26 protein-coding genes are annotated in these 25,345 nt (G+C 68.6%); 24 read left to right on the top strand and 2 right to left on the bottom strand.

The genetic code is table 11. The annotated features are described in order from the left end of the window. The first annotated feature begins 26 nt into the window (after window positions 1–26). The 6 genes from M5E06_RS27000 to M5E06_RS26980 all read left to right on the top strand — a co-directional run bounded on the left by M5E06_RS27000 (window position 27) and on the right by M5E06_RS26980 (window position 3,830). Window positions 27–542: an Lrp/AsnC family transcriptional regulator gene (locus M5E06_RS27000; RefSeq protein ID WP_353654367.1), complete on the top strand. Its 516-nt coding sequence runs from the start codon at window positions 27–29 to the stop codon at window positions 540–542. A gap of 138 nt (window positions 543–680) precedes the next feature. Then, on the top strand, window positions 681–1,538 hold the full coding sequence (locus M5E06_RS26995; protein ID WP_252140869.1) for an ABC transporter ATP-binding protein: 858 nt from the start codon (window positions 681–683) through the stop codon (window positions 1,536–1,538). A 45-nt stretch (window positions 1,539–1,583) separates the two neighbouring features. Next, complete coding sequence (locus tag M5E06_RS26990) at window positions 1,584–2,090, top strand: ABC transporter permease subunit (RefSeq protein ID WP_353654366.1); 507 nt, start codon at window positions 1,584–1,586, stop codon at window positions 2,088–2,090. Beyond that, window positions 2,087–2,290: an ABC transporter permease family protein gene (locus M5E06_RS35920; protein WP_353654365.1), complete on the top strand. Its 204-nt coding sequence runs from the start codon at window positions 2,087–2,089 to the stop codon at window positions 2,288–2,290. The genes M5E06_RS26990 and M5E06_RS35920 overlap by 4 nt, the downstream gene beginning before the upstream one ends. A 2-nt stretch (window positions 2,291–2,292) precedes the next feature. Next, on the top strand, window positions 2,293–2,982 hold the full coding sequence (locus tag M5E06_RS26985) for an ABC transporter permease (protein WP_252140868.1): 690 nt from the start codon (window positions 2,293–2,295) through the stop codon (window positions 2,980–2,982). Between the two features lie 59 nt (window positions 2,983–3,041). Further along, on the top strand, window positions 3,042–3,830 hold the full coding sequence (locus tag M5E06_RS26980) for an alpha/beta fold hydrolase (protein ID WP_252140867.1): 789 nt from the start codon (window positions 3,042–3,044) through the stop codon (window positions 3,828–3,830). A gap of 20 nt (window positions 3,831–3,850) precedes the next feature. On the opposite strand, the gene M5E06_RS26975 is transcribed toward M5E06_RS26980, so the two are convergent. Further along, window positions 3,851–4,183 (bottom strand): DUF1289 domain-containing protein, encoded by a 333-nt coding sequence (locus M5E06_RS26975; RefSeq protein ID WP_252140866.1) that lies wholly within the window; start codon window positions 4,181–4,183, stop codon window positions 3,851–3,853. A 327-nt stretch (window positions 4,184–4,510) separates the two neighbouring features. On the opposite strand from M5E06_RS26975, the gene ccoG reads away from it, so the two are divergent. Together ccoG and M5E06_RS26965 are read left to right on the top strand one after the other, a co-directional pair. Next, window positions 4,511–6,016 carry a cytochrome c oxidase accessory protein CcoG gene (gene ccoG, locus M5E06_RS26970; protein WP_252140865.1) on the top strand — a complete coding sequence of 502 codons (1,506 nt, stop codon included), beginning with the start codon at window positions 4,511–4,513 and terminating at the stop codon, window positions 6,014–6,016. Between the two features lie 146 nt (window positions 6,017–6,162). Beyond that, on the top strand, window positions 6,163–7,629 hold the full coding sequence (locus M5E06_RS26965) for an aminotransferase-like domain-containing protein (protein ID WP_252140864.1): 1,467 nt from the start codon (window positions 6,163–6,165) through the stop codon (window positions 7,627–7,629). A 4-nt stretch (window positions 7,630–7,633) separates the two neighbouring features. Here M5E06_RS26965 and M5E06_RS26960 read toward each other — a convergent pair whose 3' ends face one another. Next, window positions 7,634–8,848 carry an ROK family transcriptional regulator gene (locus tag M5E06_RS26960; RefSeq protein WP_252140863.1) on the bottom strand — a complete coding sequence of 405 codons (1,215 nt, stop codon included), beginning with the start codon at window positions 8,846–8,848 and terminating at the stop codon, window positions 7,634–7,636. A 416-nt stretch (window positions 8,849–9,264) separates the two neighbouring features. Between M5E06_RS26960 and M5E06_RS26955 the strand changes: the two genes are divergently transcribed. The 16 genes from M5E06_RS26955 to M5E06_RS26880 all read left to right on the top strand — a co-directional run bounded on the left by M5E06_RS26955 (window position 9,265) and on the right by M5E06_RS26880 (window position 25,340). Then, complete coding sequence (locus M5E06_RS26955; protein WP_252140862.1) at window positions 9,265–10,575, top strand: ABC transporter substrate-binding protein; 1,311 nt, start codon at window positions 9,265–9,267, stop codon at window positions 10,573–10,575. Between the two features lie 42 nt (window positions 10,576–10,617). Further along, window positions 10,618–11,490 (top strand): carbohydrate ABC transporter permease, encoded by an 873-nt coding sequence (locus M5E06_RS26950; RefSeq protein ID WP_252140861.1) that lies wholly within the window; start codon window positions 10,618–10,620, stop codon window positions 11,488–11,490. A gap of 2 nt (window positions 11,491–11,492) precedes the next feature. After that, on the top strand, window positions 11,493–12,323 hold the full coding sequence (locus tag M5E06_RS26945; RefSeq protein ID WP_252140860.1) for a carbohydrate ABC transporter permease: 831 nt from the start codon (window positions 11,493–11,495) through the stop codon (window positions 12,321–12,323). Between the two features lie 12 nt (window positions 12,324–12,335). Next, on the top strand, window positions 12,336–13,361 hold the full coding sequence (locus M5E06_RS26940; RefSeq protein ID WP_252140859.1) for an ABC transporter ATP-binding protein: 1,026 nt from the start codon (window positions 12,336–12,338) through the stop codon (window positions 13,359–13,361). Window positions 13,362–13,375: 14 nt separating this feature from the next. Beyond that, window positions 13,376–14,149, top strand: coding sequence for an L-iditol 2-dehydrogenase (locus M5E06_RS26935; RefSeq protein WP_252140858.1), 774 nt, complete (start codon window positions 13,376–13,378; stop codon window positions 14,147–14,149). A gap of 216 nt (window positions 14,150–14,365) precedes the next feature. Further along, window positions 14,366–15,841, top strand: a complete 1,476-nt coding sequence (locus M5E06_RS26930; RefSeq protein WP_252140857.1) for a mannitol dehydrogenase family protein — start codon at window positions 14,366–14,368, stop codon at window positions 15,839–15,841. A gap of 14 nt (window positions 15,842–15,855) precedes the next feature. Further along, the gene (locus M5E06_RS26925; RefSeq protein ID WP_252140856.1) at window positions 15,856–16,815 is read left to right on the top strand and encodes a carbohydrate kinase family protein; all 960 of its coding nucleotides are present in this window, start codon (window positions 15,856–15,858) and stop codon (window positions 16,813–16,815) included. Window positions 16,816–17,227: 412 nt separating this feature from the next. Further along, window positions 17,228–17,506 (top strand): phosphopantetheine-binding protein, encoded by a 279-nt coding sequence (locus tag M5E06_RS26920; protein ID WP_286208986.1) that lies wholly within the window; start codon window positions 17,228–17,230, stop codon window positions 17,504–17,506. Continuing rightward, window positions 17,506–18,150, top strand: a complete 645-nt coding sequence (locus tag M5E06_RS26915) for a COG4648 family protein (protein ID WP_252140855.1) — start codon at window positions 17,506–17,508, stop codon at window positions 18,148–18,150. Before M5E06_RS26920 ends, M5E06_RS26915 begins: the two co-directional genes overlap by 1 nt. Beyond that, the gene (locus tag M5E06_RS26910; RefSeq protein ID WP_252140854.1) at window positions 18,147–19,505 is read left to right on the top strand and encodes an AMP-binding protein; all 1,359 of its coding nucleotides are present in this window, start codon (window positions 18,147–18,149) and stop codon (window positions 19,503–19,505) included. Before M5E06_RS26915 ends, M5E06_RS26910 begins: the two co-directional genes overlap by 4 nt. Window positions 19,506–19,516: 11 nt before the next feature. Beyond that, entirely contained in the window at window positions 19,517–19,810 is a 294-nt protein-coding gene (locus M5E06_RS26905) for an ApeI family dehydratase (protein WP_252140853.1), read from the top strand. Beyond that, a complete protein-coding gene (locus tag M5E06_RS26900) occupies window positions 19,807–20,769 on the top strand; it encodes a lysophospholipid acyltransferase family protein (protein ID WP_252140852.1) in 963 nt (320 codons plus the stop codon). Before M5E06_RS26905 ends, M5E06_RS26900 begins: the two co-directional genes overlap by 4 nt. 28 nt (window positions 20,770–20,797) lie before the next feature. Beyond that, on the top strand, window positions 20,798–21,358 hold the full coding sequence (locus M5E06_RS26895) for an outer membrane lipoprotein carrier protein LolA (RefSeq protein ID WP_252140851.1): 561 nt from the start codon (window positions 20,798–20,800) through the stop codon (window positions 21,356–21,358). Next, the gene (locus tag M5E06_RS26890; RefSeq protein WP_252140850.1) at window positions 21,355–23,715 is read left to right on the top strand and encodes an MMPL family transporter; all 2,361 of its coding nucleotides are present in this window, start codon (window positions 21,355–21,357) and stop codon (window positions 23,713–23,715) included. Before M5E06_RS26895 ends, M5E06_RS26890 begins: the two co-directional genes overlap by 4 nt. Continuing rightward, complete coding sequence (locus tag M5E06_RS26885; RefSeq protein WP_252140849.1) at window positions 23,708–24,538, top strand: polysaccharide deacetylase family protein; 831 nt, start codon at window positions 23,708–23,710, stop codon at window positions 24,536–24,538. Before M5E06_RS26890 ends, M5E06_RS26885 begins: the two co-directional genes overlap by 8 nt. Next, window positions 24,531–25,340, top strand: coding sequence for a class I SAM-dependent methyltransferase (locus tag M5E06_RS26880; protein ID WP_252140848.1), 810 nt, complete (start codon window positions 24,531–24,533; stop codon window positions 25,338–25,340). The genes M5E06_RS26885 and M5E06_RS26880 overlap by 8 nt, the downstream gene beginning before the upstream one ends. Window positions 25,341–25,345 lie beyond the last annotated feature (5 nt).

The following is a 25,345-nucleotide window of genomic DNA, read 5'->3' as shown; positions in this document are numbered from 1 at the left end:
GCTTCCGGCGGAACGGACAGGGCAATTTGACAAAACTCTCCATCCGGCCTACCAAACTGAACAGCCAAGCTTGCCAGAATGTCGAAGGGCCGCTGACCATGACGCTCGACCAGCTCGACGAGAAGCTCATCACCCTGCTGCGCCATGACGGCCGCCGCAGCATTTCCGACCTTGCCATCGAACTGGGCGTCTCGCGGGCGACGGTGCGGTCGCGGATGGAGCGGCTGGAAAGCTCCGGCATCATCACCGGCTACACCGTGATCCTGCGCGCCGACACGGTGGAGGCGCCGGTGCGCGGCATCATGCTGATCGAGGTGGAGGGGCAGGCCACCGACCGCGTGGTGCGGACGCTCAGCGGCTTCCCCGAGATCATGGAGATCCACAGCACCAACGGACGTTGGGATCTGATCGTCGAGCTGTCGGCCGCCAGCCTGCCGGAATTCGACGGGGTGCTGCGCCGAATCCGCCTTATTCCCGGCATCACCACCAGCGAGACGAACCTTCTGCTGAACACCCCACGCAGCACCCGCGCCCGGCTATAGGCCACCGCCGATTTGCCAATTCGCGCAGCCCAAGCTTCCAATCTGGCAATTTTACCCGAGTCTTCCGTCACTTTTTCATCTTCCGGCCGCCGTCTGCTTCGCTGATGCTCCGTGTCCCCAACGAAAACGGGACGCCGCATGGACCAGCATCGCATCGCCATCGATCGTATCGCCAGCCTCGGCCAGGACGGGCCGGCGCACCGCCACCCTCCCACCAACCCTGCCGCCACCATCGCCGTGCAGGCGGACGGCATCCACAAACGGTTCGGATCGCTGGAGGTGCTGAAAGGCGTGTCGCTGACCGCCCGCGAAGGCGATGTCATCACGCTGATCGGCTCCTCAGGCTCGGGCAAGAGCACGCTGCTCCGCTGCATCAACATGCTGGAGGTCCCCGACGAGGGACGCGTCACCATCTGCGGCGAGACCATCGCGATGAAGACGGCGCGCGGCGGGCGGACCATGCCGGCCGATTCCCGGCAGGTCGACCGCATCCGCACCAGCCTGGGTATGGTGTTCCAGAACTTCAATCTCTGGACCCACATGACCATCCTGGAGAATGTCATCGAGGCGCCGGTGCATGTCCTTGGCGTGCCGAAGGCCGACGCCATCGACCTCGCGCGCAGCCTGCTGGACAAGGTCGGCATCCTGGGCAAGGCCGATTGCTACCCGGTCCAGCTCTCCGGCGGCCAGCAGCAGCGCGCCGCCATCGCCCGCGCGCTCGCCATGCAGCCGAAGGTGATGCTGTTCGACGAGCCGACCTCCGCCCTCGACCCCGAACTGGTCGGCGAGGTTCTGCGCGTCATCCGCCAACTGGCGGACGAAGGGCGCACCATGATCCTGGTGACGCACGAGATGGACTTCGCCCGCGAGGTCTCCTCCAAGGTCGTCTTCCTCCACCAGGGCCGCATCGAGGAGGAAGGGGCGCCCGACACGGTGCTGACCAACCCCGAGTCCGACCGCGTGCGGCAGTTCCTGTCCCGCCATCTCGCCGCCTGACGCAGCAACCCGCGTCCTTCGGAACAATCGACAAAGGGAACGCCGATGCTGGACTTCATAACCCAGGGCCTGCACGGCTGGGGGCCACAGCTGCTGTCCGGAACGGCGATGACCGTCGCGGTGGCGCTGTCCTCCTTCCTGCTCGGCCTCGCTTTCGGAGCCGCCGGCGCCGCCGCCAAGCTCAGCGACAGCATCCTGCTGAAGGGTCTGGCGGAGCTTTACACCACCGCCGTGCGCGGCGTGCCCGAACTGCTGGTGATCTACCTGCTGTTCTTCGGCGGGTCCGGCATGATCATGGCGGTGGCCGGCGTCTTCGGCTACAGCGGCTATGTCGAGCTGAACGCCTTCTCCATCGGTGTCGCCGCCGTCGGCCTGATCTCCGGCGCCTATTCGACCGAGGTCATCCGCGGCGCCGTCAAAGCGGTGCCCTACGGCCAGATCGAGGCGGCACGCGCCTGCGGCATGGGGCGCTGGCGTATCCTGCGCCGGGTGCTGGTGCCGCGCAGACCCTGCGCTTCGCCCTGCCCGGCCTCGGCAATGTCTGGCAGTTGACGCTGAAGGACACCGCGCTCATCTCCGTCACCGCGCTGGCCGAGATCATGCGCGTCGCGCACATCGCCGCCGGCTCCACCCGGCAATCCTTCCTGTTCTACAGCGTCGCCGCCCTGCTGTACCTCGCGCTGACCACCGTCTCGACCACGGCGTTCCAGCGGGCCGAGCGCTACGCCAGCCGCGGCGTGCGGAGGGCCTGACGATGAACTGGACTCTGATGTGGGACAGCCTGCCGCGCTTGCTCGCGGCCTTGCCCCTGACGCTCGAACTGGTGGCGCTGGCGCTCGCCTTCGGTGCGGTGCTGGCCTTCGCCACCGCGCTTCTGCGCCTGTCCGGCAACCGCGTGGCGGTGGCGCTGACCTCCGCCTACACCTTCGTCTTCCGCGGCACGCCGCTGCTGGTGCAGATCTTCCTGATCTATTACGGCCTCAGCCAGATCGATGTCGTGCGGGACAGCGTCCTGTGGCCCATCCTCAGCCAGCCGATGTGGTGCGCCATCCTGGCGCTGGCGCTCAACACCGGCGCCTACACCTCCGAGATCCTGCGCGGTGCCATCGAAACCGTGCCGCAGGGACAGGTGGAGGCGGCACGGGCCTGCGGCATGTCGCGGCTGCGGGTGTTCCGCCGCATCGTCCTGCCGGTGGCGATCCGCCAAATGCTGCCGGCCTACGGCAACGAGGTGATTCTGATGGTGAAGGCCAGCTCGCTCGCCAGCACCATCACGATGATGGAGATCACCGGCGTCGCCCGGCGCATGATCGCCCAGACCTTCGCGGTCTTCGAGATCTTCATCGTCGCCGGCATCCTCTATTTGCTGATCAACTTCATCGCCACCCGCCTGATCCGTCACGCGGAATGGCGCATGACCCCCTATCTGCGCGCACGGGCGTGAGGGGCGGCAATTCATGCTATCCTGCCGTCCGACCTCGACTGCACCAGCAACCGGACGACATGACCACCGCCGTCAGCGACCAGGATCGCCTCATCCCCACACCCGCCGGCCGTCTCTATGTGAAGGACTGGACCCCAAACACGGAGACCGCCGGCACCCTCCCGCCCATCCTGCTGTTCCACGATTCCCTGGGCTGCGTCGAACTGTGGCGCAGCTTCCCGGCTCGCCTTGCCGCAGCGACGGCGCGGCGGGTCGTCGCCTATGACCGGCTCGGCTTCGGCCGATCCGATCCCCACCCCGGCGTCCTCGCCCGCGATTTCGTCGCGGCGGAGGCGCGGGATACCATCCCCCTCCTGCTCGAACGGCTCGATATCGGCGATTTCGTCGCCTGCGGCCACAGCGTCGGCGGCGGCATGGCGGTGGAGACCGCGGCGCACTTCCCCGCCCGTTGCCGGGCGCTGGTGACCATCGCCGCCCAGGCCTTCGTCGAGGAGCGGACGCTGGACGGCATCCGCGTGGCGAAACAGGGCTTCCAGGATCCGGCGCAGCTCGCCCGACTGGCGAGATACCAGGGCGACAAGGCGCGCTGGGCGGTCGATGCTTGGACCGAAAGCTGGCTGTCTCCCGCTTTCGCCGGCTGGACCCTGGACACGCCGCTGTCGCAGGTCCGTTGCCCGGTGCTGGCCCTGCATGGCGACCGCGACGAATACGGGTCGGCCGAGCACCCCGCCCGCATCGCCGCCGGACGCGGAATCGTCCGCCTGCTGCCCGACACCGGCCACGTCCCCCACCGCGAATGCGAGGACGAGGTGGTCGAAGCGATCCGGGCCTTCCTTTCGGAACCCTGACGCGGCACCACCGACGCTGCCTATCCGGCCGGGCCGGCGCCCGCCACGCGGTCGCGCTCAGCCCGCAAGGCGGCGAGCTTCGATTCCAGCTTGCCGATCTTACGGTCGAGCTTGCGCAGCCGCTTGCGCGGCGCCTTTCCTTCGGCCGGTTCAACCTGGACAGCTAGCCTGCTCCCTTTGGCGATCCTGTCGTTGATCGCCGCCTTGGCCGCATCGCTCAGCCGCTTCCATCCCTTCACCTCCGCCTTGGTGCGATGGCAGCCCAGGCAGGCGCCGTCGCCACCGAACCGGCAGAGGCCGATGCAGGGATTATCCGTCGCCCTGCCCTGCCTGTGCTTAGACTTTCCGCTCATCTGTCCTGTCGCTTGGTCGTCTCCAGTCGCAGACAATGTGCGCCGCAAATCCGGCGCGGCAATGGCGGCTGACGATGCCCGAAAACCATACAATTCATTGGATTGAGGTCAAACCGATCTGTTGTATGGATTACGTGCCCCATCCTAGCGTCAAATACCGTGCGTCAAACCGCCGCACAACGGCCTTCCGGGCGCCGGTATCCGTACAATGCCCTTGAGCGACCCGTACGATTAACCCATACAAGACACATCGCCGGAGGGCCATCGCTCCATACGCCTGACAGGCGCGGGTGGACGGCCGGACGGTTTCTTCGTGTCAGGTGATCCATGCCCAGCGATGCGCCCATCGTCACCCGCCGCCCGGACCATGCGACCGTCCCCCCGGAGCAGGCCCCAACCCCAGGTCCGGCCCCAGGTCCAGCCTATGCCTCCCACCGCAAGATCCATCCCAAGGCGGTGCGCGGGCGATACCGGCGCGTGAAGACGCTGTTGGGCGTGGTCCTGCTGGCGCTGTTCGCCGTCATCCCCTGGCTGCGCTGGGACCGCGGGCCGGGCCTGCCGGATCAGGCGGTCCTGTTCGACCTGGGCAGCCAGCGCTTCTACATCTTCGCCCTGCAGCTGTGGCCGCAACATGTCTACTACATCACCGGCGTGATGATTCTGGCCGCCATCGGCCTGTTCCTGGCGACCGCGCTCGGCGGCCGGGTCTGGTGCGGCTTCACTTGTCCGCAAACGGTGTGGACCGACCTGTTCGTCTGGGTGGAGCGGCGGGTGGAGGGCGACCGCGGCGACCGCATCCGCCTCGACCGGCACCCCTGGACCGCCGGCTGGCTGGCGAAAAAGACGGTCAAGCATGCGGCGTGGCTGGCGGTCTCGCTGGTCACCGGCTTCCTCGGCATCGCCTATCTGACCGACGCGCCGACGCTGGCGGTTGATTTGCTGCGCTTCGACGCCTCGGCGCTCGCCGCCGGCTCCGTCCTGTTCATCGCCGCCTGCACCTATGCGATGGCGGGATTCATGCGCGAACAGATGTGCTTCTACGTCTGTCCCTGGCCGCGCATCCAGGCCGCCATGCTGGACGAGGACAGTCTGGTCGTCACCTATCAGGACTGGCGCGGCGAGGGACGCGCGCCGCTGCGCAAGAGCGAGGGCTGGGACACCCGCACCCACCAGGGTTTTGGCGACTGCATCGACTGCGGGCAATGCGTCCAGGTCTGCCCGACCGGCATCGACATCCGCGACGGCATCCAGATGGAATGCATCGGCTGCGGCCTGTGCGTCGACGCCTGCAACGACGTGATGGCGCGCATCGGCCGGCCCGGCGACCTGATCCGCTTCGACACGCTGACGTCCCAGGCGGCAAAGGCCACCGCCGCTCCGCCGCCCCGCTACCGCCTGATCCGGCCGCGCACCATTGTCTATGGCCTGATGCTGGTCGTGGTCGGCGGGGTGATGACGATCGCGCTGGCGATGAGGTCCAGCAACGACATCTCCGTCTTGCGAGACCGGGCGCCGCTGTTCGTGACGCTCAACGACGGCCGCATCCAAAACGCCTACACCATCAAGATCGCCAACATGTCGCTGGTGGAGCGCCACTACCGCCTCACCCTCGCCGGCCTGCCGCAAGCGAGCCTGAGCCTGTCCGGCGACGGCACCGAGGCCGGCGCGCTGTCGCTATCCGCCCGCGCCAACGCGGTGGAGACCTACCGCATCCAGGTCCGCGTGCCCCATGCGGCCTTGACCGACTCCTCCACCGCTGTGACCGTCACCCTGACCCCCGACAGCGACGCCGGCCAGCCGGTCCGGCACGACAGCGTCTTCCTGGCGCCGTGAGCGGATCGCCTACGGGGAATCTCTCTCTCCCGCCCCGGGAGAGGGCAGTGATCGTCGAATGTGATAGCTTGCAGCACCCGCACTTAAACGCGCATATGCTACCAACAGTGCCGCAGCACTTGGGCAAGGGAACGGCCAGGAAAACCATGCAATCCGATAGCGCTGAGCAAGCCGAAGCGGCGGACACCGGCATCTGGCAGCCCGACCTGACCAACCGCGCGCGGCCGGTCTATCTCGCCATCGCCGATGCCCTTGCCGACGATATCGCCGCCGGGCGTCTGGCGGCGGGACAGCGGCTGCCGCCGCAACGGGTGCTGGCCGACCGTGTGGGGGTCGATCTGACCACCGTCAGCCGCGCCTACAGCGAGGCCCGCCGCCGTGGCCTGCTCGACGCCCGTGTCGGCCAGGGCACCTTCGTCCGCGCACCGAATGCGCCATCGGAAAGCGCCGCACCTGTCCCGCCCCAGCGCCAGGCCTTCGCCCCGGCCGCGGTCATCGACATGACCATGAACCAGCCGCCGCTGCCCGATTCCCCGGAGTTGCTGGACCGCGTGCGGCGGGGGCTGGCCCAGGCGATGCTGCGCCTCGACCCGCAAACGCTGCTGCGCTATCCCGAGGCGGACGCCGGTTTCCGCGCTGGGGAGGACGACCGTGCCGCCGGCGCGCATTGGCTCGGCAGGCGTCTGCCCAACCTTGAGGATAGCGGCCGGATCGTCGTCTGCCCCGGCACGCAGAGCGCCCTGCTCGCCCTGCTCTGCATGCTCACCCGCCCCGGCGACACCGTCTGTACGGAGGCGCTGACCTATCCCGGCTTCAAGGCCATCGCGCGGCAGCTCGGCCTGCGGGTGGTCGGGGTGGCGATGGACGGCGACGGCCTCGACCCCGACGCCCTGCGCACGGCGGTGGAGGCCCATGCCCCGAAGGCGCTCTACTGCACCCCCACCCTGCACAACCCGACGACGGCGACCCTGCCGGCCGAGCGGCGCGCCGCCATCGCCGCCATCGCCCGCACGCACAACATCCCGATCATCGAGGACGACATCTACGGCGTGCTGCCTCAGGATGCCCCGCCGCCGATCGCCGCCCTGGCCCCCGACGTGACCTTCCACGTCGTCGGCCTTGCCAAATGCGTGGCGCCCGGCCTGCGCGTCACCTATGTCGCCGCCCCCGACGCGCGTCAGGCGATGCGGCTCGCCGCCGCCCAGCGCGCCACCATCCTCGGCACCCCGCCGATCCCCGCAGCCGCCGCCACCCAATGGATCACCGACGGCACCGCCGACGCCCTGCTGACCGCCATCCGCGCCGAGGCCACGGCGCGTCAGCGCATCGCCCGCGACCTGCTTCCGGCCGGATCGCTCACCGCCCACACGGAAGGCTTCCACCTGTGGCTGACCCTGCCGCCGGCCTGGACGCGCGGGGAGTTCGCCGCCCATCTGCGCAGCGCCGGCATCGCTGCCGCCGTCAGCGACGTCTTCCTCACCGCCGGCCCGGCACCGGAGGCCCTGCGCATCTGCCTCGGCGCCCCGGTGACCCGCGCCGATTGCCGCCGCATGCTGGAAATCCTCGCCGACGCCCTCGACCAGAGCCCCGCTCTGGCCGGCATCGTGATCTGATCCGTCAGACCAGATCGCGCGCCATGCCCGACCGCACCAGCAGGTCGGTGTCGGGCGAGAATCGCGCCTTCAGCGGCAGCATCGCCGCCCCCAGCACGCGGGCCATCGGGCCGATGGAGCCTGCCAGCACCGGGGCGGCCTTCAGCCCCGACCGGTTGAAGCGCTCCACCGCCGCCGCCAGCCGTTGCGTGAAGCGGTCGCGCCAGGACGGCGGCAGGAAGCCGTCGACCACCACCTCCTGAAAATCGATGACGCTGAGGGCGGAGACGACGGCGCGCGACAGTTCGGCGCAGGCGGTTTCGGCCCAGGCGTCGAAGATGGCGTCCGCCCGCTCGCCGCTGCCGTCGGCCAGGGCGGCGGACAGCGCCGCCGACGGATCGATCCCGGCGGCGGCCAGTTCCCGCTCCAGCAGGAAGATGGACGCGGCGTGAATCAGTTGCCCCGGCGACGCGCCCGGCCCGGCCGGGTTGGTCGGCCCAGTCGGCATGGATCCGATGGCCCCGGCATTGCCCTGCTCGCCGCGATACAGCCGCCCGTCGATCACCACCCCGCCGCCGATGAAGGTGCCGAGATAGATGTAGAGCGCGCTGCGGCTGGTGATGGCATGGCCGGCGATCATCTCCGCCGCGCAGGCGGCCGCCGCGTCGTTGTAGCGCGTCACCGGCAGTCCGGTCTCCCGCGCGAAGGCGCCGCCGATGTCGGCATCGCGCCAGCCATCCAGCGCGCCCGGCGCCAAGCCCAGCTCCGCCGACCACGCATGGATCTCGTCCGGCATGGCGACGCCCAGCCCGACCACCCGCGACCGCGCCGCCGGCGACAGATGCCCCAGCAGCCCGACCGCCTGGGCGATGGCGGTGGAGATCGTCGGCTCCGGCAGCGGTGCGTCGTAACGCACCCGGCTCGCCCCCATCTCCTCGCCCAGCAGGTTGATCAGGATCGCCTCGACGCTTCGCCGGCCGATCTTCACCCCCAGCGAATAGGCCCCCTCCGGATTCGGCGCGATCGGGGTGGAGGGCTGGCCGACCTGCCCGCGCACCTTGTCCAGCTTGACCAGCAGCCCGTCGTCCAGCAGCCGGTTGACGATCACCGACGCCGCCTGCCCGCTCAGCCCGGTTTCCCGCGCGATTTCCGCCTTGGACAGCATGCCGGCCTGCAACAGCGCATGCATGACCAGCCGCTCGTTGTAGGCGCGCAGCCCGGTGGTATCGCCGCCCCGCATGCTCCCGCCGCCTCCTGTCTCGGATGTTACCAACAATCCGTATAACAACCGATCATAATAAAATCAAAGTGATTTACTTAGTAGCGCTTCTTTGCCGCTGGACTGGCATCGCCAGCCCCGTTCAGGCCCTCAATCACCGTAGCAAGCCGCGCCCGATCGGCGCAAGCGCGGTACCGAAACCGGCTTACTCCCTGCCTCCGCCCGCCCCCTCGGCAGAGGCATTCGCGCCATACGCCACCGAATATCAAAATCAATGTGATTTATCTATTGCACTCCTCCGCCGCCTGCGCCATAGTGTTCGTGTGCCCTACAAACTGAATGCCGTGGATGCATCCGGAGGTCGGGCGACCAGTCGCAGAGGCCGGCGGAGCAAAGCCAGGGCGCGGCCGGACAGGACATTGGGGAGGAAAACTGGAATGAAGCGTGCGCTATCCTTGATCGGTGCGGCGGTCGCCGCGTTTCTCGGCAGCTCGGCACAGGCGGAAACGCTGTCAATCGCCACGGTGAACAACGGCGACATGATCCGCATGCAGAAGCTGTCGGATCATTTCACCAAGGCCCATCCCGACATCACGCTGAACTGGGTGACGCTGGAAGAGAACGTGCTGCGCCAGCGCATCACCACCGACATCGCCACCAAGGGCGGCCAGTACGACGTCCTGACCATCGGCACCTACGAGGTTCCGATCTGGACCAAGCAGAAATGGCTGAAGCCGCTCGACAAGCTCGGCGCCAACTATGACGTCGAGGATCTGCTGCCCTCCATCCGCAGCGGTCTGACCACCGACGGCACGCTCTACGCCGCGCCCTTCTACGGCGAAAGCTCGATGGTCATGTACCGCAAGGACCTGTTCGAGAAGGCCGGCCTGACCATGCCGGAGGCGCCGACCTGGAGCTTCATCGGCGACGCCGCGCGCAAGCTGACCGACAAGCAGAACGAGGTCTACGGCATCTGCCTGCGCGGCAAGGCCGGCTGGGGCGAGAACATGGCCTTCCTCAGCGCCATGGCGAACTCCTTCGGCGCGCGCTGGTTCGACATGAGCTGGAAGCCGCAGTTCAACACCGATCCCTGGAAGCAGACGCTGACGACCTATCTCGGCCTGATGAAGGACGCCGGCCCGCCGGGCGCCTCCTCCAACGGCTTCAACGAGAATCTGGCGCTGTTCCAGACCGGCAAATGCGCGATGTGGATCGACGCCACCGTCGCCGCCTCCTTCGTCTCCAACCCGGCGCAGAGCAAGGTGGCGGACAAGGTCGGCTACGCGCTGGCCCCCGACACCGGTCTCGGCAAGCGGTCCAACTGGCTGTGGGCCTGGAGCCTCGCGGTTCCCGCCAGCAGCAAGAAGGGTGACGCCGCGCAGGCTTTCATCTCCTGGGCGACCTCCAAGGATTATCTCGACCTCGTCGCCAAGGAAGAGGGCTGGGCCAACGTGCCGCCCGGCACCCGCAGCTCGCTCTACGCCAACCCTGAATACCGCAAGGCCGCTCCCTTCGCCGACCTGACGCTGAAGTCGATCCAGGCCGCCGATCCGCAGCATCCGACGGTGCAGGAAGTCCCCTACACCGGCGTGCAGTTCGTCGCCATTCCCGAATTCCAGGGCATCGGCACCGCCGTCGGCCAAGCCTTCTCCGCCGCCCTCGCCGGCCAGATGACCGCCGACCAGGCCCTGCAGAGCGCCCAGGCCCTGACCACCCGCGAGATGACCAAGGCCGGCTACATCAAGTAACCGCACACGCCTCCCGCAACGTCCGTCCCCAAGGGTCGAGCCATGGCCACCGCCCATTCGCGTGCAGCCGCGCGCCTGACGATGTCTCCGGCCGTCGTCCTGCTGCTCGGCTGGATGCTGATCCCGCTCGTGATGACGCTCTACTTCTCCTTCCTGCGCTACAACCTGCTGATGCCGGGGCAGGAGGAGTGGATCGGCGTCCTGAATTACCAGTATTTCCTGACCGATCCGGCCTTCTTCGCCGCGCTCGGCAACACGCTGGCCCTGGTCGGCGGGGTGCTGGTGCTGACCATCGCCGGCGGGATCGGGCTGGCCCTGCTGCTCGACCGGCCCTTCTGGGGGCGGGGGATCGTCCGCCTGCTGATCATCGCCCCCTTCTTCGTCATGCCCACCGTCTCGGCGCTGGTGTGGAAGAACATGCTGATGAACCCGGTGAACGGCCTGTTCGCCGCCATCGCCAGGGGGCTGGGCCTCCAGCCCTTCGACTTCCTGGCCGAGGCGCCGCTGTCCTCGATCATCCTGATCGTGACGTGGCAGTGGCTGCCCTTCGCCACGCTGATCCTGCTAACCGCCCTGCAATCGCTCGACAGCGAGCGGCTGGAGGCGGCGGAGATGGACGGCGCCGGCGCAGTGGACCGCTTCATCCACATCATCCTGCCCCATCTGGCGCGTGCGATGACGGTGGTGACGCTGATCCAGACCATCTTCCTGCTGTCGGTCTTCGCCGAGATCCTGGTGACGACCAACGGCGGCCCCGGCACCGCCACCACCAACATCACCTACCTCGTCTATGCCCAGTCGCTGCTGCAATTCGATGTCGGCGGCGGCTCCGCGGGCGGCATCGTCGCCGTCGTCCTCGCCAACATCGTCGCCGTCTTCCTGATGAGGATGATCGGCCGCAACCTGGACATCTGACCATGGCGCGCGCCGCAACCAACCGCCAGAAGCTGGTCGTGACCCTGATCGCCTGGACCATCGGGATCGTGATCTTCTTCCCCATCCTGTGGACCGCGCTGACCAGCTTCAAGACCGAAGCCGAGGCCATCGCCAGCCCACCCTCCTTCCTCGCCTTCCACTGGACGTTGGAGAACTACACGGAGGTGCAGCAGCGCTCCGACTATTTCCTCCATTTCTGGAACTCGGTGGTCATCTCGGTCGGCTCGACGCTGATCGGCCTGATGGTCGCGGTTCCCGCCGCGTGGTCGATGGCCTTCGTTCCCGGCAAGCGCACCCGCGACGTGCTGATGTGGATGCTGTCGACCAAGATGCTGCCGCCGGTCGGCGTGCTGATCCCGATCTACCTGCTGTTCCGCGATGTCGGGCTTCTCGACAGCCGCGTCGGTCTGGTCATCGTGCTGACGCTGATCAACCTGCCAATCATCGTCTGGATGCTGTTCACCTATTTCCGTGAAATTCCCGGCGAGATCCTGGAGGCGGCGCGGATGGACGGCGCGGGCTTGCGCGACGAGATCCTGTTCGTCCTGCTGCCGATGGCGGTGCCCGGCATCGCCTCCACCCTGCTGCTGAACATCATCCTGGCGTGGAACGAGGCGTTCTGGACGCTGAACCTGTCCGCCTCGCAATCGGCGCCGCTGACCGCCTTCATCGCCAGCTACTCCAGCCCGGAGGGGCTATTTTACGCGAAACTGTCGGCCGCCTCGACCATGGCGGTCGCGCCGATCCTGGTTCTCGGCTGGTTCAGCCAGAAGCAGCTGGTGCGCGGCCTGACCTTCGGCGCCGTGAAGTAGGGGGACCCCGCTATGGGACAGATCACGCTCGACCGCGTCACCAAGAGCTTCGGCGACATCGCCGTCATCCCGCCGCTGGACCTGACCATCGGCAATGGCGAGTTCGTGGTGTTCGTCGGCCCGTCCGGCTGCGGCAAGTCCACGCTGCTGCGCCTGATCGCCGGGCTGGAGGACGTGTCGTCCGGCTCCATCCGCATCGACGGCAAGGATGCCACCGCCCTGCCGCCCGCCCAGCGCGGGCTGGCGATGGTGTTCCAGTCCTACGCGCTCTATCCGCACATGACCGTGCGCAACAACATCGCCTTCCCGCTGAAGATGGCCCGGCTGGAAAAGGCCGCCATCGACCGCAAGGTCGAGGCCGCGGCCAAGGTCCTGAACCTCACCAGCTATCTCGACCGCCGCCCCGGCCAACTGTCGGGCGGCCAGCGCCAGCGCGTCGCCATCGGCCGCGCCATCGTCCGCGAACCGACCGCCTTCCTGTTCGACGAGCCTTTGTCGAACCTCGACGCCGCGCTGCGCGTCAACATGCGGCTGGAAATCTCCGAGCTGCACGCCAGCCTCGGCACCACCATGATCTACGTGACGCACGATCAGGTGGAGGCCATGACCATGGCCGACAAGATCGTCGTGCTGAACGCCGGCCGGATCGAGCAGGTGGGGTCTCCCATCGAGCTGTACAGCCGTCCGCGCAACCGCTTCGTCGCCGGCTTCATCGGCTCCCCGCGCATGAACTTCATAGAGGGCGAGGCGGCGCGCGGCGACGGTGCCGACTGCATCGGCATCCGCCCCGAACATCTGGCGCTGTCGACCGACTCCGGCCGCTGGTCCGGCACCGTCACCGTATCCGAACATCTGGGCTCCGACACCTTCGTCTATGTGCAGGTGGACGGCATCGGCACGATGGTGGCGCGGGCCGGCGGCGAGTTCCCGGTGCGCCACGGCGACCGCGTCTGGCTGACGCCGCAGACCGAAAAGCTCCACCGCTTCGACGCCCAGGGCAATGCCCTGTCCGCGGTCGCCAGTGTGAAAGTGGCATGAAGGGCCCCACTCCCATGAAACGTCTCGACGGCAAATCGGCCATCATCACCGGCGCTGCCCGCGGCATCGGCCGCGCCTTCGCCGCCGCCTATGTCGCGGAGGGAGCCACCGTCGCCATCGCCGACATCAACCTCGCCGCGGCGGAGAAGGCGGCGGCGGAGATCGGTCCCGGCGCCTATGCCGTGGCGCTCGACGTGACCAGCCAGTCCTCCATCGACGCGGCTGTCACCACGGTGGTGGAGCGGGCCGGCGGCATCGACATCCTGATCAACAACGCCGCCCTGTTCGACCTCGCCCCCATCGTCGAGATCACGCGGGAGAGCTACGACCGCCTGTTCTCGATCAACGTCGCCGGCACGCTGTTCACGCTGCAGGCGGTGGCGAAGCAGATGATCGCACAGGGCCGCGGCGGCAAGATCATCAACATGGCCTCCCAGGCCGGGCGGCGCGGCGAAGCGCTGGTCGGCGTCTATTGCGCCACCAAGGCGGCGGTCATCAGCCTGACCCAGTCGGCCGGCCTGAACCTCATCCGCCACGGCATCAACGTCAACGCCATCGCCCCCGGCGTCGTCGACGGCGAGCATTGGGACGGTGTCGACGCCTTGTTCGCCCGCCATGAGGGCCTCCAGCCCGGCGAGAAGAAGCGCATGGTCGGCGAAGCGGTCCCCTTCGGTCGCATGGGCCGGGCCGAGGACCTGACCGGCATGGCGATCTTCCTGGCCAGCCGTGAGGCCGACTACATCGTCGCCCAAACCTACAACGTCGACGGCGGCAACTGGATGAGTTGAGAATTACCCTCTCCCGCCCCGGGATCCCCTCTCCCTCGAAGGGATCCCCTCTCCCCCCCGGGGAGAGGGTTAGGGTGAGGAGGACGCGGGGGGAGGATCTTCAAGAATCGCGAACCTCGCGCTCTCCCCAAAATCCACGCCACGCATCCCCCTCACCCCAACCCTCTCCCCGGGGGGGAGAGGGAGGATCCCCCGATCCCCCGCAGGACCCCCGCCATGACCATCGCCCTTTCCGCGGCCACCCTCCCCGACATCGCCGCCCGCGCTTCGGTGCCGGCCTATGACCGTTCCGCCCTGACCGCCGGGATCCTGCATTTCGGCGTCGGCAACTTCCACCGCGCCCATCAGGCGGTCTATCTCGACAGCCTGTTCGCCCAGGGCCGCGACCATGACTGGGCAATCCTCGGCGCCGGCGTGATGCCGTCGGATCAGCGCATGCGTGACTCGCTGGAAGGCCAGGACTGGCTGACCACCGTGGTCGAGCAATCCGGCGCGCAGAGCCTCGCCCGCGTCACCGGTGCCATGATCGGCATGCTGCCGGTCGGCGACGCCGATGCCATCATCGCCAAGCTGGCCGATCCCACCATCCGCATCGTCTCGCTGACGGTGACGGAAGGCGGCTACTACATCGACGCCGCCGGCAAGTTCGACGCCAACCACCCGGCCATCCGCGCCGACATCGCCGTGCCCGCCCGGCCGACCACTGTCTTCGGCCTGATCGTCGCCGGCCTTGCCCGCCGCCGCGCCGCCGGCACGGTGCCCTTCACCGTCATGTCCTGCGACAACATCCCCCACAACGGCGTCGTCACCCGCAACGCCGTGCTCGGCATCGCCAAGGGCATCGACGCCGACCTCGCCGCCTGGATCGACACCTCCGTCGCCTTCCCCAACGGCATGGTCGACCGCATCACCCCGGCCACCGGCGTGCAGGAGCGCGAGACCCTCGACCGCGATTTCGGCATCGCCGACAACTGGCCGGTCTTCTGCGAGGACTTCACCCAATGGGTGCTGGAGGACCGCTTCTCCGCCGGCCGCCCGGCGCTGGAGGCGGTGGGTGTGCAGTTCGTCCCCGACGTGACGCCCTTCGAGACGATGAAGATCCGCATCCTCAACGGCGGCCATGCGGTGATCGCCTATCCCGCAGGCCTGCTCGGCATCACCTATGCGCACGAGGCGATGGAAACCCCACTGATCCGCGCCTTCCTGCAGAAGATCGAGCGGGAGGAGATCATCCCCACCGTCCCGCCGGTGCCGGGCACCGACCTCGCCAGCTATTTCGGCATCATCGAGCGCCGCTTCGCCAACCCCAAGATCAAGGACACCATCCGCCGGCTCTGCCTGGACGGTTCCAACCGCCAGCCGAAATTCATCGTTCCGTCCATCGCCGACCGTCTGAAGGCCGGTGCCGGCATCGAGGGTCTGGCGCTGGAATCGGCGCTGTGGTGCCGCTACTGCTTCGGCACGACCGACGACGGCCAGCCGATCGAGCCGAACGATCCCAACTGGGACCGCCTGACCGCCGTTGCCCGTCAGGCCCGCACCGAGCCGACCGCGTGGCTCGGCATGGACGACGTCTATGGCGAGGTCGGCCGGGCGCAGCCCTTCCGCGACGCCTTCTCCGCCGCCCTGCGCGCCCTGTGGACGGACGGCACCCGCGCCGTGCTCGCCCGCTATGCCGGCGTCGCCAACTGAAGGACGACCCCGCCATGACAGCCATGCAACCGCCCAACGTCCTCTGCCTGGGCGAGGTGCTGATCGACTTCTTGCCCGCCGGCCCGGCGCAGCCCGGCGTGATCGGCGCCTTCGATCCGGCGCCGGGCGGGGCGCCGGCCAATGTCACGGTCGGTCTGGCCCGGCTGGGAGTGCGCAGCGCCTTCATGGGCCGGACGGCGGCGGACGGCTTCGGCCGCTTCCTGGCCCGCGCGCTGACCACCGCCGGCGTCGATGTGTCCCACCTGCGCCTCGTTTCGGATACCAAAGCCCCAGTCGCCTTCGTCTCCCTCGACGAGGAGGGGGAGCGGGAGTTCCTGTTCTATGGCGAACCGATGGCCGGCTTCTCCACCGCCGACCTCGACCTCGACGCCATCGCGGCGGCCCGTCTGCTTCATTGCGGCTCCATCGGCCTGATCGATCCGGCCGCGCGCGAAGCGAGCCTGCTGGCGGTCGAGACGGCACGCCGCCATGGCCGGCTGGTCTCCTTCGACGCCAACCTGCGCCTCGCCCTCTGGCCCGACCGCGATACAGCCGAGCGCCTGATCCGCCAGGGCATCGCTGCCGCCTCCATCGTCAAGCTGAGCGACGAGGAACTGGAATTCCTGACCGGCAGCACCGATCCCGACACCGCCGGCCGCAGCCTGTGGCATGACGGCTTGCGGCTTCTGGTGGTGACGCAGGGCCGCAACGGCTGCACCTTCCTGACCGCCGACGCCTCGGGCCATGTGCCGGGGATGGCCGTCACCGCCGTCGACACCACCGGCGCCGGCGACGCCTTCGTCGCCGCACTCCTGGCCGGCATACTCGAAGATGTAGACACCGCCTTCACCCCCGACCGCCTGCGCGACATCTGCCGCTTCGCCAACGCCGCCGGCGCGTTGACCACCACCGCCCCCGGCGCCATCCCCTCCCTGCCCGACCGCGCCGCCATCGACCGGTTGCTGGGCCGCTGAGGCAGGGCGTTTTTGAAGCTTTCGATGGCTTGGCGTCCGACCTGGGATTAGAATTTCCGGGTCAACTCCTCCCCCATTTCCGCACTGATAAACGCCCTCTCCCGGGACGGGAGAGGGCGCCTTTGCGTGCCCATCTGAAACACTGAACACCCTGCCCAAAACTGTTCCATAGCGTTCCAAATGTTCCACTCCTAGGCCGCCACCCACCCCGACCGCCACCGATTCAAAGAAACTCAATCTTTAACAAAACAAATTGATCACTCCAAAATAATGATGGCGCGGCTCCGGGTGCCTAGCTATCGTGATGTCTGAAATTGCGAATCCTGCCACTTTAATACGGCGTTCTATACCCAATGGTTATATCCAAAGGGGTATAATATCCCAGAAGCGGCAGGCGTTGCTTTAGTGAGGCATGATGAGTGACTTGAAGGCCCTGTCGCCGACCGAACTTGATCTGGCGACGCTGATCGTGAACACCCTCACCCTGGAAGCCGACCCGGAGGACATCGACCCGGACGCCCCCCTCTATGGCGAAGGGCTGGGCCTCGATTCCATCGATATCCTGGAGGTGGCGCTCGCCGTCTCCAAGACCTACGGGGTGAAGCTGCGGGCCGATGACGAGAACAACACGAAGATCTTCTCCTCGCTGCGCACCTTGAACAGCCACATCCAACAGCTCAAAGCCGCCTGATGCCATCCGCCGCCGCCTGGACCAGGGGAGGGGCCGCGGTGGGCGCCGGCCTGTCGCTCTTCGCGCTCTATCCCCTGCTGGTCCATGGCGCCATCGTCGCCGACCTCGACGCCGACACCGCGCTGGTGCTGGCGCTGGTGCAGGCCGGGGTCACCGGGCTGGTGGTGAGCCGGGCCGCGCCGCGCTTCCGCTGGATCGCGCTGGCCGGCGCCATCGCCCTGTTCGGACTGTCCTTGCGCTCCGCCCGCGACGGGTTGCTGGCCGCTTCGGCGATCAGCCACGCCGTCATCTATGTTGGCCTGCTCGCCCTGTTCGGCCGCACCCTGCTGGCCGGACGCGAGCCGCTGATCACCTGGATCGCCAGGAGAATCCGCGGCAGCCTGACCGACGAGATGCTGGTCTACACCCGCCGCGTCACCATCGCCTGGTGCCTGTTCTTCGCCGGCCAGCTGGCGATGTCGGCCCTGCTGTTCGCCTTCGCCCCGCCGACGGTCTGGTCCTTCTTCATCAACGTCCTCGACCTGCCGCTGGTCGCCGCGATGTTCCTGACCGAATACGCCTACCGCCTGCGCAAGTTCTGGAACTACTCCCACGGCTCCATCGCCGACGTCGTCCGCGTCTTTTCGGAGCGGCCAAATCCATGACGATGCTGTCCACCACGCGCCTGCCGCTGCTGCGCCACGGCGGTCCCGACGACCTGTTCGCCCTGCATGACGGCCGGCCGGTGACGGTGCGGGCCTACCTCGCCGCCGTGCGCGATCTGGCCCGCCGCCTGCCGGACGGCGCCTATCTGCTGAACCTGTGCGGCGACCGCCTGGGCTTCGCCGTCGGGCTGGGCGCAGCCCTGCTACGCCGGCAGATCTGTCTGCATCCCCCCAACGACACCCCGGCCACCCTGCGCCAGCTGGAAGAGAGCTATCCCGGCCTGATCTGCCTGACCGATGCCGGCGCAACCTACCCCGGCATGACCTGCATCGAGGCGCTTCCCTCCGGCGGTCTCGACAGCCTGTCCGCTCCGCCCACCGACGCGGACCTCGCCTTCCCGGCCGATCAGGTGGCGGCCATCGCCTTCACCTCCGGCTCCACCGGCCGGCCGATGCCGCAGGTGAAAAGCTGGGGGACCCTGGTGCGCAGCGTCCATGGCGCCGGCACCGCGCTGGAGATCGCAAATCTCGGCTCCGCCGGCTTGGTCGGCACCGTCCCGCACCAGCATATGTACGGGCTGGAATCGGTCATCCTGCTGTCGCTCCAGCATGGCTTGGTCCTGCACGGCGGCCGACCGCTGTTTCCCGCCGACATTGCCGCCAGCCTCGCCGATCTGCCCGGCCGCCGCATCCTGGTCACCACCCCGGTTCACCTGCAGGCCCTGCTCGCAGACGGCACCGCGCTGCCGACGCTGGACTTCATCCTCTGCGCCACCGCCCCCCTCGCCCCCCAGCTCGCCATCGACGCCGAGGCGAAGCTGGGCGCCCCGCTGCTTGAGATCTACGGCTGTTCGGAGACCGGTCAGCTCGCCGTCCGCCGCACCAGCGCCACGGCCGAATGGCTGTGCATCGACGGCATCCGCCTGCGCCAGGACGAGCAAGGCACCTGGGGCTCCGGCGATTTCCTCGACGGCGAGACGCTGCTGGCCGACGTGATCGAGCTGAAGAGCGACACCCGCTTCATCCTGCACGGCCGCTCCGCCGATCAGGTCAACATCGCCGGCAAGCGCAGTTCGCTCGCCTTCCTCAACCACCATCTGAACTCGGTCGAGGGCGTGACGGACGGCGTTTTCTTCATGCCACGGGAGGGAGACAGCGGGACCACCCGCCTCGCCGCCCTGGTGGTGGCCCCCGGCCTGACCGCCGAGACCCTGCTGGCCCGTCTGCGCGAGCGGATCGACCCGATCTTCCTGCCGCGCCCCCTGCGTTTTGTCGATGCCCTGCCGCGCAACCCGACCGGCAAACTGCCGCGCGAGGCCCTGCTGCGGATGCTCGACGACAGCCGACCCGACTAGGTGCCGCCGCCGTGCCCAACCAGACCGACATCCACTACCCCGCCGACCATCCCACCGCCGCCGGGCATTTCCCCGGCAACCCGGTCATTCCCGGCGCGGTGCTGCTCGACACCGCCCTGACCGCCATCGCCGCGGCGGAAGGCCTCACTCCCGGCCCTTGCCGCCTGCGCGCCGCCAAGTTCCTGCACCCGGTCCGCCCCGGCGAGCGGATGCTGGTCGAATGGCAGGCCACCCCGACCGGCGCCATCGCCTTCTCCGGCAGCGTGGCGGGCCGTCCCGTGATGACCGGCAGCGTGACCTCATGAAGCTCCCCCTGCGCGCGAAGCCGGCGACCGACGCCGCGGCCCCTCCCATCGCCCCGCCGCCGCGCCGCCGTCGCCGCAAGGAATGGATGACCCGGCCGGAGCGCAGCACCACCACGGCCATCAAGTTCATCGTCTGGGTCGCCCTGCGGCTCGGCCGGCGGGCGGCGCGGCTGCTGCTCTATCCGATCTGCTTTTATTTCGTGCTGTTCTCGCGCAAGCCGCGCCGGGCGTCGGCGCTGTTCCTATCCAAGGCGCTGGGCCGCACCCCCGGCTTCGGCGACCTGTTCCGCCACTATCACGTCTTCGCCGCCTGCCTGCTCGACCGCGTCTTCTTCCTGAACGACCAGTCCGACGATTTCGACGTCCGGGTCCATGGCGAGGACATCGTCATCGACCTGATGCAGCGGGGGGAGGGATGCCTGCTGCTCGGCGCCCATATGGGCAGCTTCGAGGCGATCCGCATGCTGGGCCACCGCCAGCGCGACCTGCGCGTCAGTCTGGTGATGTACGAGGAGAATGCCCGCAAGATCAACTCGGTCCTCAACGCCATCAACCCGCTGCTGTCGATGGAGGTGATCGGGCTTGGCCGGCCGGATTCGATGCTGCGCGTGCGCGAAAGGCTGGACCAGGGCCATTTCGTCGGCATGCTCGCCGACCGTACCCTCGACGGGGAGGAAGAGGTCCGCCTGCCCTTCCTCGGCCAGCCCGCCGGCTTCGCGCTCGGTCCCTTCCAACTGGCGGCGATGCTGAAGCGGCCGGTGGTGCTGATGGTCGGGATTTATCGAGGCGGCCGGCGCTACGACGTCCATTTCGAGCGCATCGCCGATTTCTCCGATGTGCCGGTGCAGGACCGGCCGGGCCTTGTCCGCTGGGCGGCCGGGCGCTTCGCCGACCGGCTGGAGCATCACGCCCTGTCCTCCCCCTACAACTGGTTCAATTTCTATGATTTCTGGAAATAGACCGGCCCGCCGCCCGATCCTCGCGGGCGTGGCCGCCCTCCTGCTGTTGGGCATCGCCCTGCCGGCCCCGGCGGCCGAATCCTGGGGTCTGGAGGATTTGTTCGCCCGCTTCGCCAAAATCCCCAGCTCCAATGCCCGCTTCACCGAAACGCGCGAGATCGGCATGCTGACCACACCGCTCGAAAGCAGCGGCACGCTCAGCTACCGCCGTCCGGATTTCCTGGAAAAGCGCACCCTGCAGCCCCAGCCGGAAGGCCTGCGGCTGGAGGGCGACAGGCTGACCCTGACCCAGGCGGACGGGGCGTCGCGCACGCTGTCGGTCTCCGCCATGCCGGAAATCCAGACCTATGTGGAAAGCATCCGCGCCACCCTGCGCGGCGACGTTCCCTCCATCATGCGGTTCTACGAGGTGGCCCTGGAAGGCGCACCGCAGGACTGGCGCATGCAGCTGACTCCGCGGGCGGAGGAGGCGCGCAAGATCGTCCAGCGCATCGTCATCGCCGGCGGCGACGCCACCATCCGCCGGATCGAGGTCCTCCAGGCCGACGGCGACCGCTCCGTCATGACCATCCAGCCGGACCCGGCATGACCGCTGCGGTGCGACGGGGTGGATGGGCGATCGCGCTGTGGCTGGCCGGGCTGATCGCCTGCGGCCTGCTGGTGGCGCGCACGCCGGTCACCGCCGACCTGTCCGCCTTCCTGCCGCGTTCCCCCTCCGCCACCCAGCAGTTGCTGGTCGACCAGCTGCGCGACGGCGTCGTCTCCCGCCTGATCCTGATCGCCATCGAAGGCGACGAGCCGGATCGCCTGACCGGCCTCAGCCGCGCTCTCGCCGACCGGCTGCGCGGCAACCCGCTGGTGGCGGCGGTCGAGAATGGCGAACGGACGGGGCGCGGTGCCGACGGCGCCTATCTCTGGTCCAACCGCTATCTGCTCAGCCCCGCCGTCACCCCCGACCGCTTCACCGCCGAGGGTCTGCACGAAGCCCTGCAGAACGACCTGCGCCTTCTGCAATCGCCTGCCGGCATGGCCCTGAAGCAGGCTCTCCGGGCCGACCCCACCGCCGAGATCCTGCGCCTGACCGACCGGATGTTGGGCGATGCCGCCGGCCCGGCCAGCCGCGACGGCGTGTGGGTGTCGGGCGACGGGGCGCGGGCGCTGCTGCTGGTGCAGACCACCGCCCCCGGCTTCGACATGGACGCCCAGCAGAAGACGCTCGACCTGATCCGCAGCGCTTTCAACGAGGCAGGGGCGGCGACCGGCTCCGCCCGACTGGTGATGACCGGGCCGGCCGTCTTCTCCGTCCAGACTCGCGACCGGATCGAGGCGGACGCCACCCGCTCCTCGATCATCGCCACGGTCCTGGTGACCGGCGTCCTCCTGCTGGTCTACCGCTCCTTTCGCGCATTGGCCCTCTCGCTCCTTCCGGCCGCCACCGGTGCGCTGGCCGGGGTCGCGGCGGTCGGACTGGGCTTCGGCACGGTGCACGGTATCACGCTGGGCTTCGGCGTCACCCTGCTGGGCGAGAGCGTCGATTACGCCATCTACCTGTTCACCCAGACCCAGCCGGGCAGCCCGGCGCGCCGCACCCTCCTGCGCATCTGGCCGACGCTGCTGCTGGGGGTCGCGACCTCCGTCGTCGGCTTCGGCACGATGCTGTTCTCCAGTTTCAGCGGCTTGGCGCAGTTGGGCCTCTTCTCCATCACTGGACTGGTGGTGGCATTGGCGGTCACCCGCTGGGTGCTGCCGGTCCTGCTGCCACAGGACTACTCCACCGAACGCCCGGCAAGGCTGGCGCCGCTGCTGACCGCCCTGACCCGCTCCGCCCCGGCCTTGCGCCTGCCGCTGGCCGCCGTGACGCTGCTGTCTCTGGCATGGCTGGCCTATCTGGGCCCGACCGTCTGGTCGGCCGAGCTGTCCAGCCTCAGCCCGATCGCGGAAGCCGACCAGCGGCTTGACGAAGCGCTGCGCCGCGACCTCGGCGCACCCGACGCCGGCCATCTGCTGGTCACCAGCGCGCCGACGGTGGACGAGGCGCTGGCCGCCGCCGAACGCCTGTCCGCCCCGCTGGCGGCACTGACCCGCGACCATCTGATCGCCGGCTACGACTCCCCCGCCCTCGTCCTCCCTAGCCAAGCGGCGCAGCGCGCCCGCCAAGCCGCCCTGCCGCCGCCCGACCAACTGCGCGCCGCTCTGACCCAAGCCCTGCAAAGTCTGCCGTTCCGCCCCAATGCCTTTGCGCCCTTCCTGGCTGACGCCGAAAAGGCGCGGACCCAACCGTTGTTGACCCCGGCCAGCCTGGACGGCACCAGCCTCAAGCTGAAATTCGACTCCCTGTTGGTCCGCACCGGCACCGGCTGGACCGCCATGCTGCCCCTGCGCGGCGTCACCGATCCGCAGACGCTCAGCATCCGGCTGGCTGGTGACGCAGCGACGAAGGGCGCCGTCCTGCTGAACCTGAAGGACGAATCCGACAGCCTCTACCTCACCTATAGGCAGGAGGCGCTGACGCTGGCCGTCCTCGGCGGCATTGCCATCACGGTGCTGCTGGCCGCGGCCCTGCGGTCCGTCCGCTCGCTGGTCGCGGCGGTGATGCCGCTGGCCGCGGCGGTGGTCATCACCATGGCGCTGCTGACCGCACTGGGACAGACGTTGACGATCTTCCATCTGGTGGGTCTGCTGCTGGTGGTCGGCGTCGGCTCCAACTATTCCCTGCTGTTCGAGCGGCCGGAGCCGTCCGTTGCCTTGCGCGAGCGCACCGTCGCTTCCGTCGCCATCGCCAACCTCTGCACCGTCATCGGCTTCGGCACGTTGACGTTCTCCGGCATTCCCGTTCTGCACGGCATCGGCATGACGGTGGCCGTCGGCGCCTTCCTCAGTCTCGCCTTTGCCGCGGTGCTGGGCCGGCAGCAGCCCGCCGGAGCGGAGGGTCCGAGCCATGGCTGAGCTTCGTTGGACCCCATCGCCGCTGCTGCACGCATCGGCCGCCCTGCACGTCGCTGCCCTGGCTGGTGTGGCGGCTTTGCCCACGGCATGGCCCTGGGCGCTGGGTGCGGTGGCCGGCAACCATGCCCTGCTTGGCGCCATCGGGCTCTGGCCGCGCAGCAGCCTGCTCGGACCCAACCTGCGACGTCTACCGGTGGAGAATGCGCAGCGGGGCCAAGTCGGCCTCTGCTTTGATGACGGCCCCGATCCGGAGGTGACCCCCGCCGTCCTCGACCAGCTCGACCGCGGTGGCGCCAAGGCAAGCTTCTTCTGCATCGCCGACCGCGCCGCCCGCCACCCCGCCCTGATCGAGGCCATCGTCCGCCGCGGCCACACGGTGGAAAACCACAGCTGGCATCATTCCCACCGCTTCGCCACCATGGGCATCGGCGCCATCCGCCGCGAGGTTGGGGAGGCGCAACGCATCCTGACCGATCTCGCCGGCCGGCCGCCACGCTTCTTCAAGCCGCCGGCCGGCCTGCGCAATCCCCTGCTCGACCCCGTGCTCGCCGGCTTCGGCCTGCGTCTGGCGACCTGGACGCGGCGCGGCTTCGACGCGGTGCGGCGCGACCCGGCGGGGGTGGAACGGCGGCTTGTCCGCGATCTCGCCCCCGGTGACCTGCTGATGCTGCATGACGGCTCCGCCGCCCGCGACGGCAACGGCAATGGTGGCGGCGATGGTGGCGGCCGGCCGGTGGTGCTGACGGTGCTGCCGCGCCTGCTCGACACATTGGCCGCCCGTGGGCTGACGGCCGTTTCGCTGGAGGTGGTGGCCGATGACTGACGCCGTCTTCCGCGATCTGGTCGCCGCCGCCGCGCGGCCCTATCGCCGCTGCGGTCGCTACGCCTGGCATTTCGCCAAAGGCAAGCTGGCCGGCGATCCCGTCTTTCGCCACCTGCTGAACCAGCCCCTGCTGCCCACCCATGGCCGGCTGCTCGACCTCGGCTGCGGCCAAGGGGTTCTGCCGGCATTGCTGCGCGCGGCGACGGAGCGGCACGCAGCCGGTGACTGGCCGGCCGACTGGCCCGCCCCTCCTGCCGCCCTCGCCACGCAGGGTGTCGAACTGTCGCCCAGGCGGGTGCGGATCGCCCAATCGGCGTTGGGCGCCGACGCCGTCGTCCAGGGCGACGTCCGCAACGCCGACCTGCCGCCCTGCGACGCCATCGTCATCCTCGACGTGCTGCTCTACCTCAGCCGGAGCGAACAGGCGGCAATGCTCGCCCGCTGCGCCGACGCGTTGCCGCCCGGCGGACTGCTGCTGCTGCGGGAGGCGGATGCCGACGGCGGCTTGCCGTTCCAGGTCACCCGCTGGGCGGAGCAGATCGCCTGCGCCGCCCGTGGCCGCTGGCGCCAGCCTCTGACCTACCGCCCGGCGGCGGAGTGGTCCGCCCTGCTGGCCGACCTGGGCTTCGCCACGGAGGCTCTGCCGATGAGCCAGGGCACACCATTCGCCAACACCTTGTTCATAGGCCGCCGAAGCAACGCCTCAGTCCAAATTTGTCCTTCCGGGCATGAATTTTCCAATGCTAGCATTTCACTGAAAATGAAACCGCAATCCGCCGCTCTACCTGCCCAACGATCATAAGAATT

Origin of the sequence: Azospirillum sp. A1-3 (assembly GCF_023806445.1) — a bacterium.
GTDB lineage: Bacteria > Pseudomonadota > Alphaproteobacteria > Azospirillales > Azospirillaceae > Azospirillum.
Note: the sequence above shows the minus strand (reverse complement) of the source record. Positions and strands in the feature narration are given on the sequence as shown.

What these genes read in the sequence shown, in the direction of transcription:
- M5E06_RS26995 (WP_252140869.1), top strand. Translation starts at nt 681, where the DNA reads ATGGACCAGCATCGCATCGCCATCGATCGTATCGCCAGCCTCGGCCAG.
- M5E06_RS26990 (WP_353654366.1), top strand. Translation starts at nt 1,584, where the DNA reads ATGCTGGACTTCATAACCCAGGGCCTGCACGGCTGGGGGCCACAGCTG.
- M5E06_RS26985 (WP_252140868.1), top strand. Translation starts at nt 2,293, where the DNA reads ATGAACTGGACTCTGATGTGGGACAGCCTGCCGCGCTTGCTCGCGGCC.
- M5E06_RS26980 (WP_252140867.1), top strand. Translation starts at nt 3,042, where the DNA reads ATGACCACCGCCGTCAGCGACCAGGATCGCCTCATCCCCACACCCGCC.
- M5E06_RS26975 (WP_252140866.1), bottom strand. Translation starts at nt 4,183, where the DNA reads ATGAGCGGAAAGTCTAAGCACAGGCAGGGCAGGGCGACGGATAATCCC.
- ccoG (WP_252140865.1), top strand. Translation starts at nt 4,511, where the DNA reads ATGCCCAGCGATGCGCCCATCGTCACCCGCCGCCCGGACCATGCGACC.
- M5E06_RS26965 (WP_252140864.1), top strand. Translation starts at nt 6,163, where the DNA reads ATGCAATCCGATAGCGCTGAGCAAGCCGAAGCGGCGGACACCGGCATC.
- M5E06_RS26960 (WP_252140863.1), bottom strand. Translation starts at nt 8,848, where the DNA reads ATGCGGGGCGGCGATACCACCGGGCTGCGCGCCTACAACGAGCGGCTG.
- M5E06_RS26955 (WP_252140862.1), top strand. Translation starts at nt 9,265, where the DNA reads ATGAAGCGTGCGCTATCCTTGATCGGTGCGGCGGTCGCCGCGTTTCTC.
- M5E06_RS26950 (WP_252140861.1), top strand. Translation starts at nt 10,618, where the DNA reads ATGGCCACCGCCCATTCGCGTGCAGCCGCGCGCCTGACGATGTCTCCG.
- M5E06_RS26945 (WP_252140860.1), top strand. Translation starts at nt 11,493, where the DNA reads ATGGCGCGCGCCGCAACCAACCGCCAGAAGCTGGTCGTGACCCTGATC.
- M5E06_RS26940 (WP_252140859.1), top strand. Translation starts at nt 12,336, where the DNA reads ATGGGACAGATCACGCTCGACCGCGTCACCAAGAGCTTCGGCGACATC.
- M5E06_RS26935 (WP_252140858.1), top strand. Translation starts at nt 13,376, where the DNA reads ATGAAACGTCTCGACGGCAAATCGGCCATCATCACCGGCGCTGCCCGC.
- M5E06_RS26930 (WP_252140857.1), top strand. Translation starts at nt 14,366, where the DNA reads ATGACCATCGCCCTTTCCGCGGCCACCCTCCCCGACATCGCCGCCCGC.
- M5E06_RS26925 (WP_252140856.1), top strand. Translation starts at nt 15,856, where the DNA reads ATGACAGCCATGCAACCGCCCAACGTCCTCTGCCTGGGCGAGGTGCTG.
- M5E06_RS26920 (WP_286208986.1), top strand. Translation starts at nt 17,228, where the DNA reads ATGATGAGTGACTTGAAGGCCCTGTCGCCGACCGAACTTGATCTGGCG.
- M5E06_RS26915 (WP_252140855.1), top strand. Translation starts at nt 17,506, where the DNA reads ATGCCATCCGCCGCCGCCTGGACCAGGGGAGGGGCCGCGGTGGGCGCC.
- M5E06_RS26910 (WP_252140854.1), top strand. Translation starts at nt 18,147, where the DNA reads ATGACGATGCTGTCCACCACGCGCCTGCCGCTGCTGCGCCACGGCGGT.
- M5E06_RS26900 (WP_252140852.1), top strand. Translation starts at nt 19,807, where the DNA reads ATGAAGCTCCCCCTGCGCGCGAAGCCGGCGACCGACGCCGCGGCCCCT.
- M5E06_RS26890 (WP_252140850.1), top strand. Translation starts at nt 21,355, where the DNA reads ATGACCGCTGCGGTGCGACGGGGTGGATGGGCGATCGCGCTGTGGCTG.
- M5E06_RS26885 (WP_252140849.1), top strand. Translation starts at nt 23,708, where the DNA reads ATGGCTGAGCTTCGTTGGACCCCATCGCCGCTGCTGCACGCATCGGCC.
- M5E06_RS26880 (WP_252140848.1), top strand. Translation starts at nt 24,531, where the DNA reads ATGACTGACGCCGTCTTCCGCGATCTGGTCGCCGCCGCCGCGCGGCCC.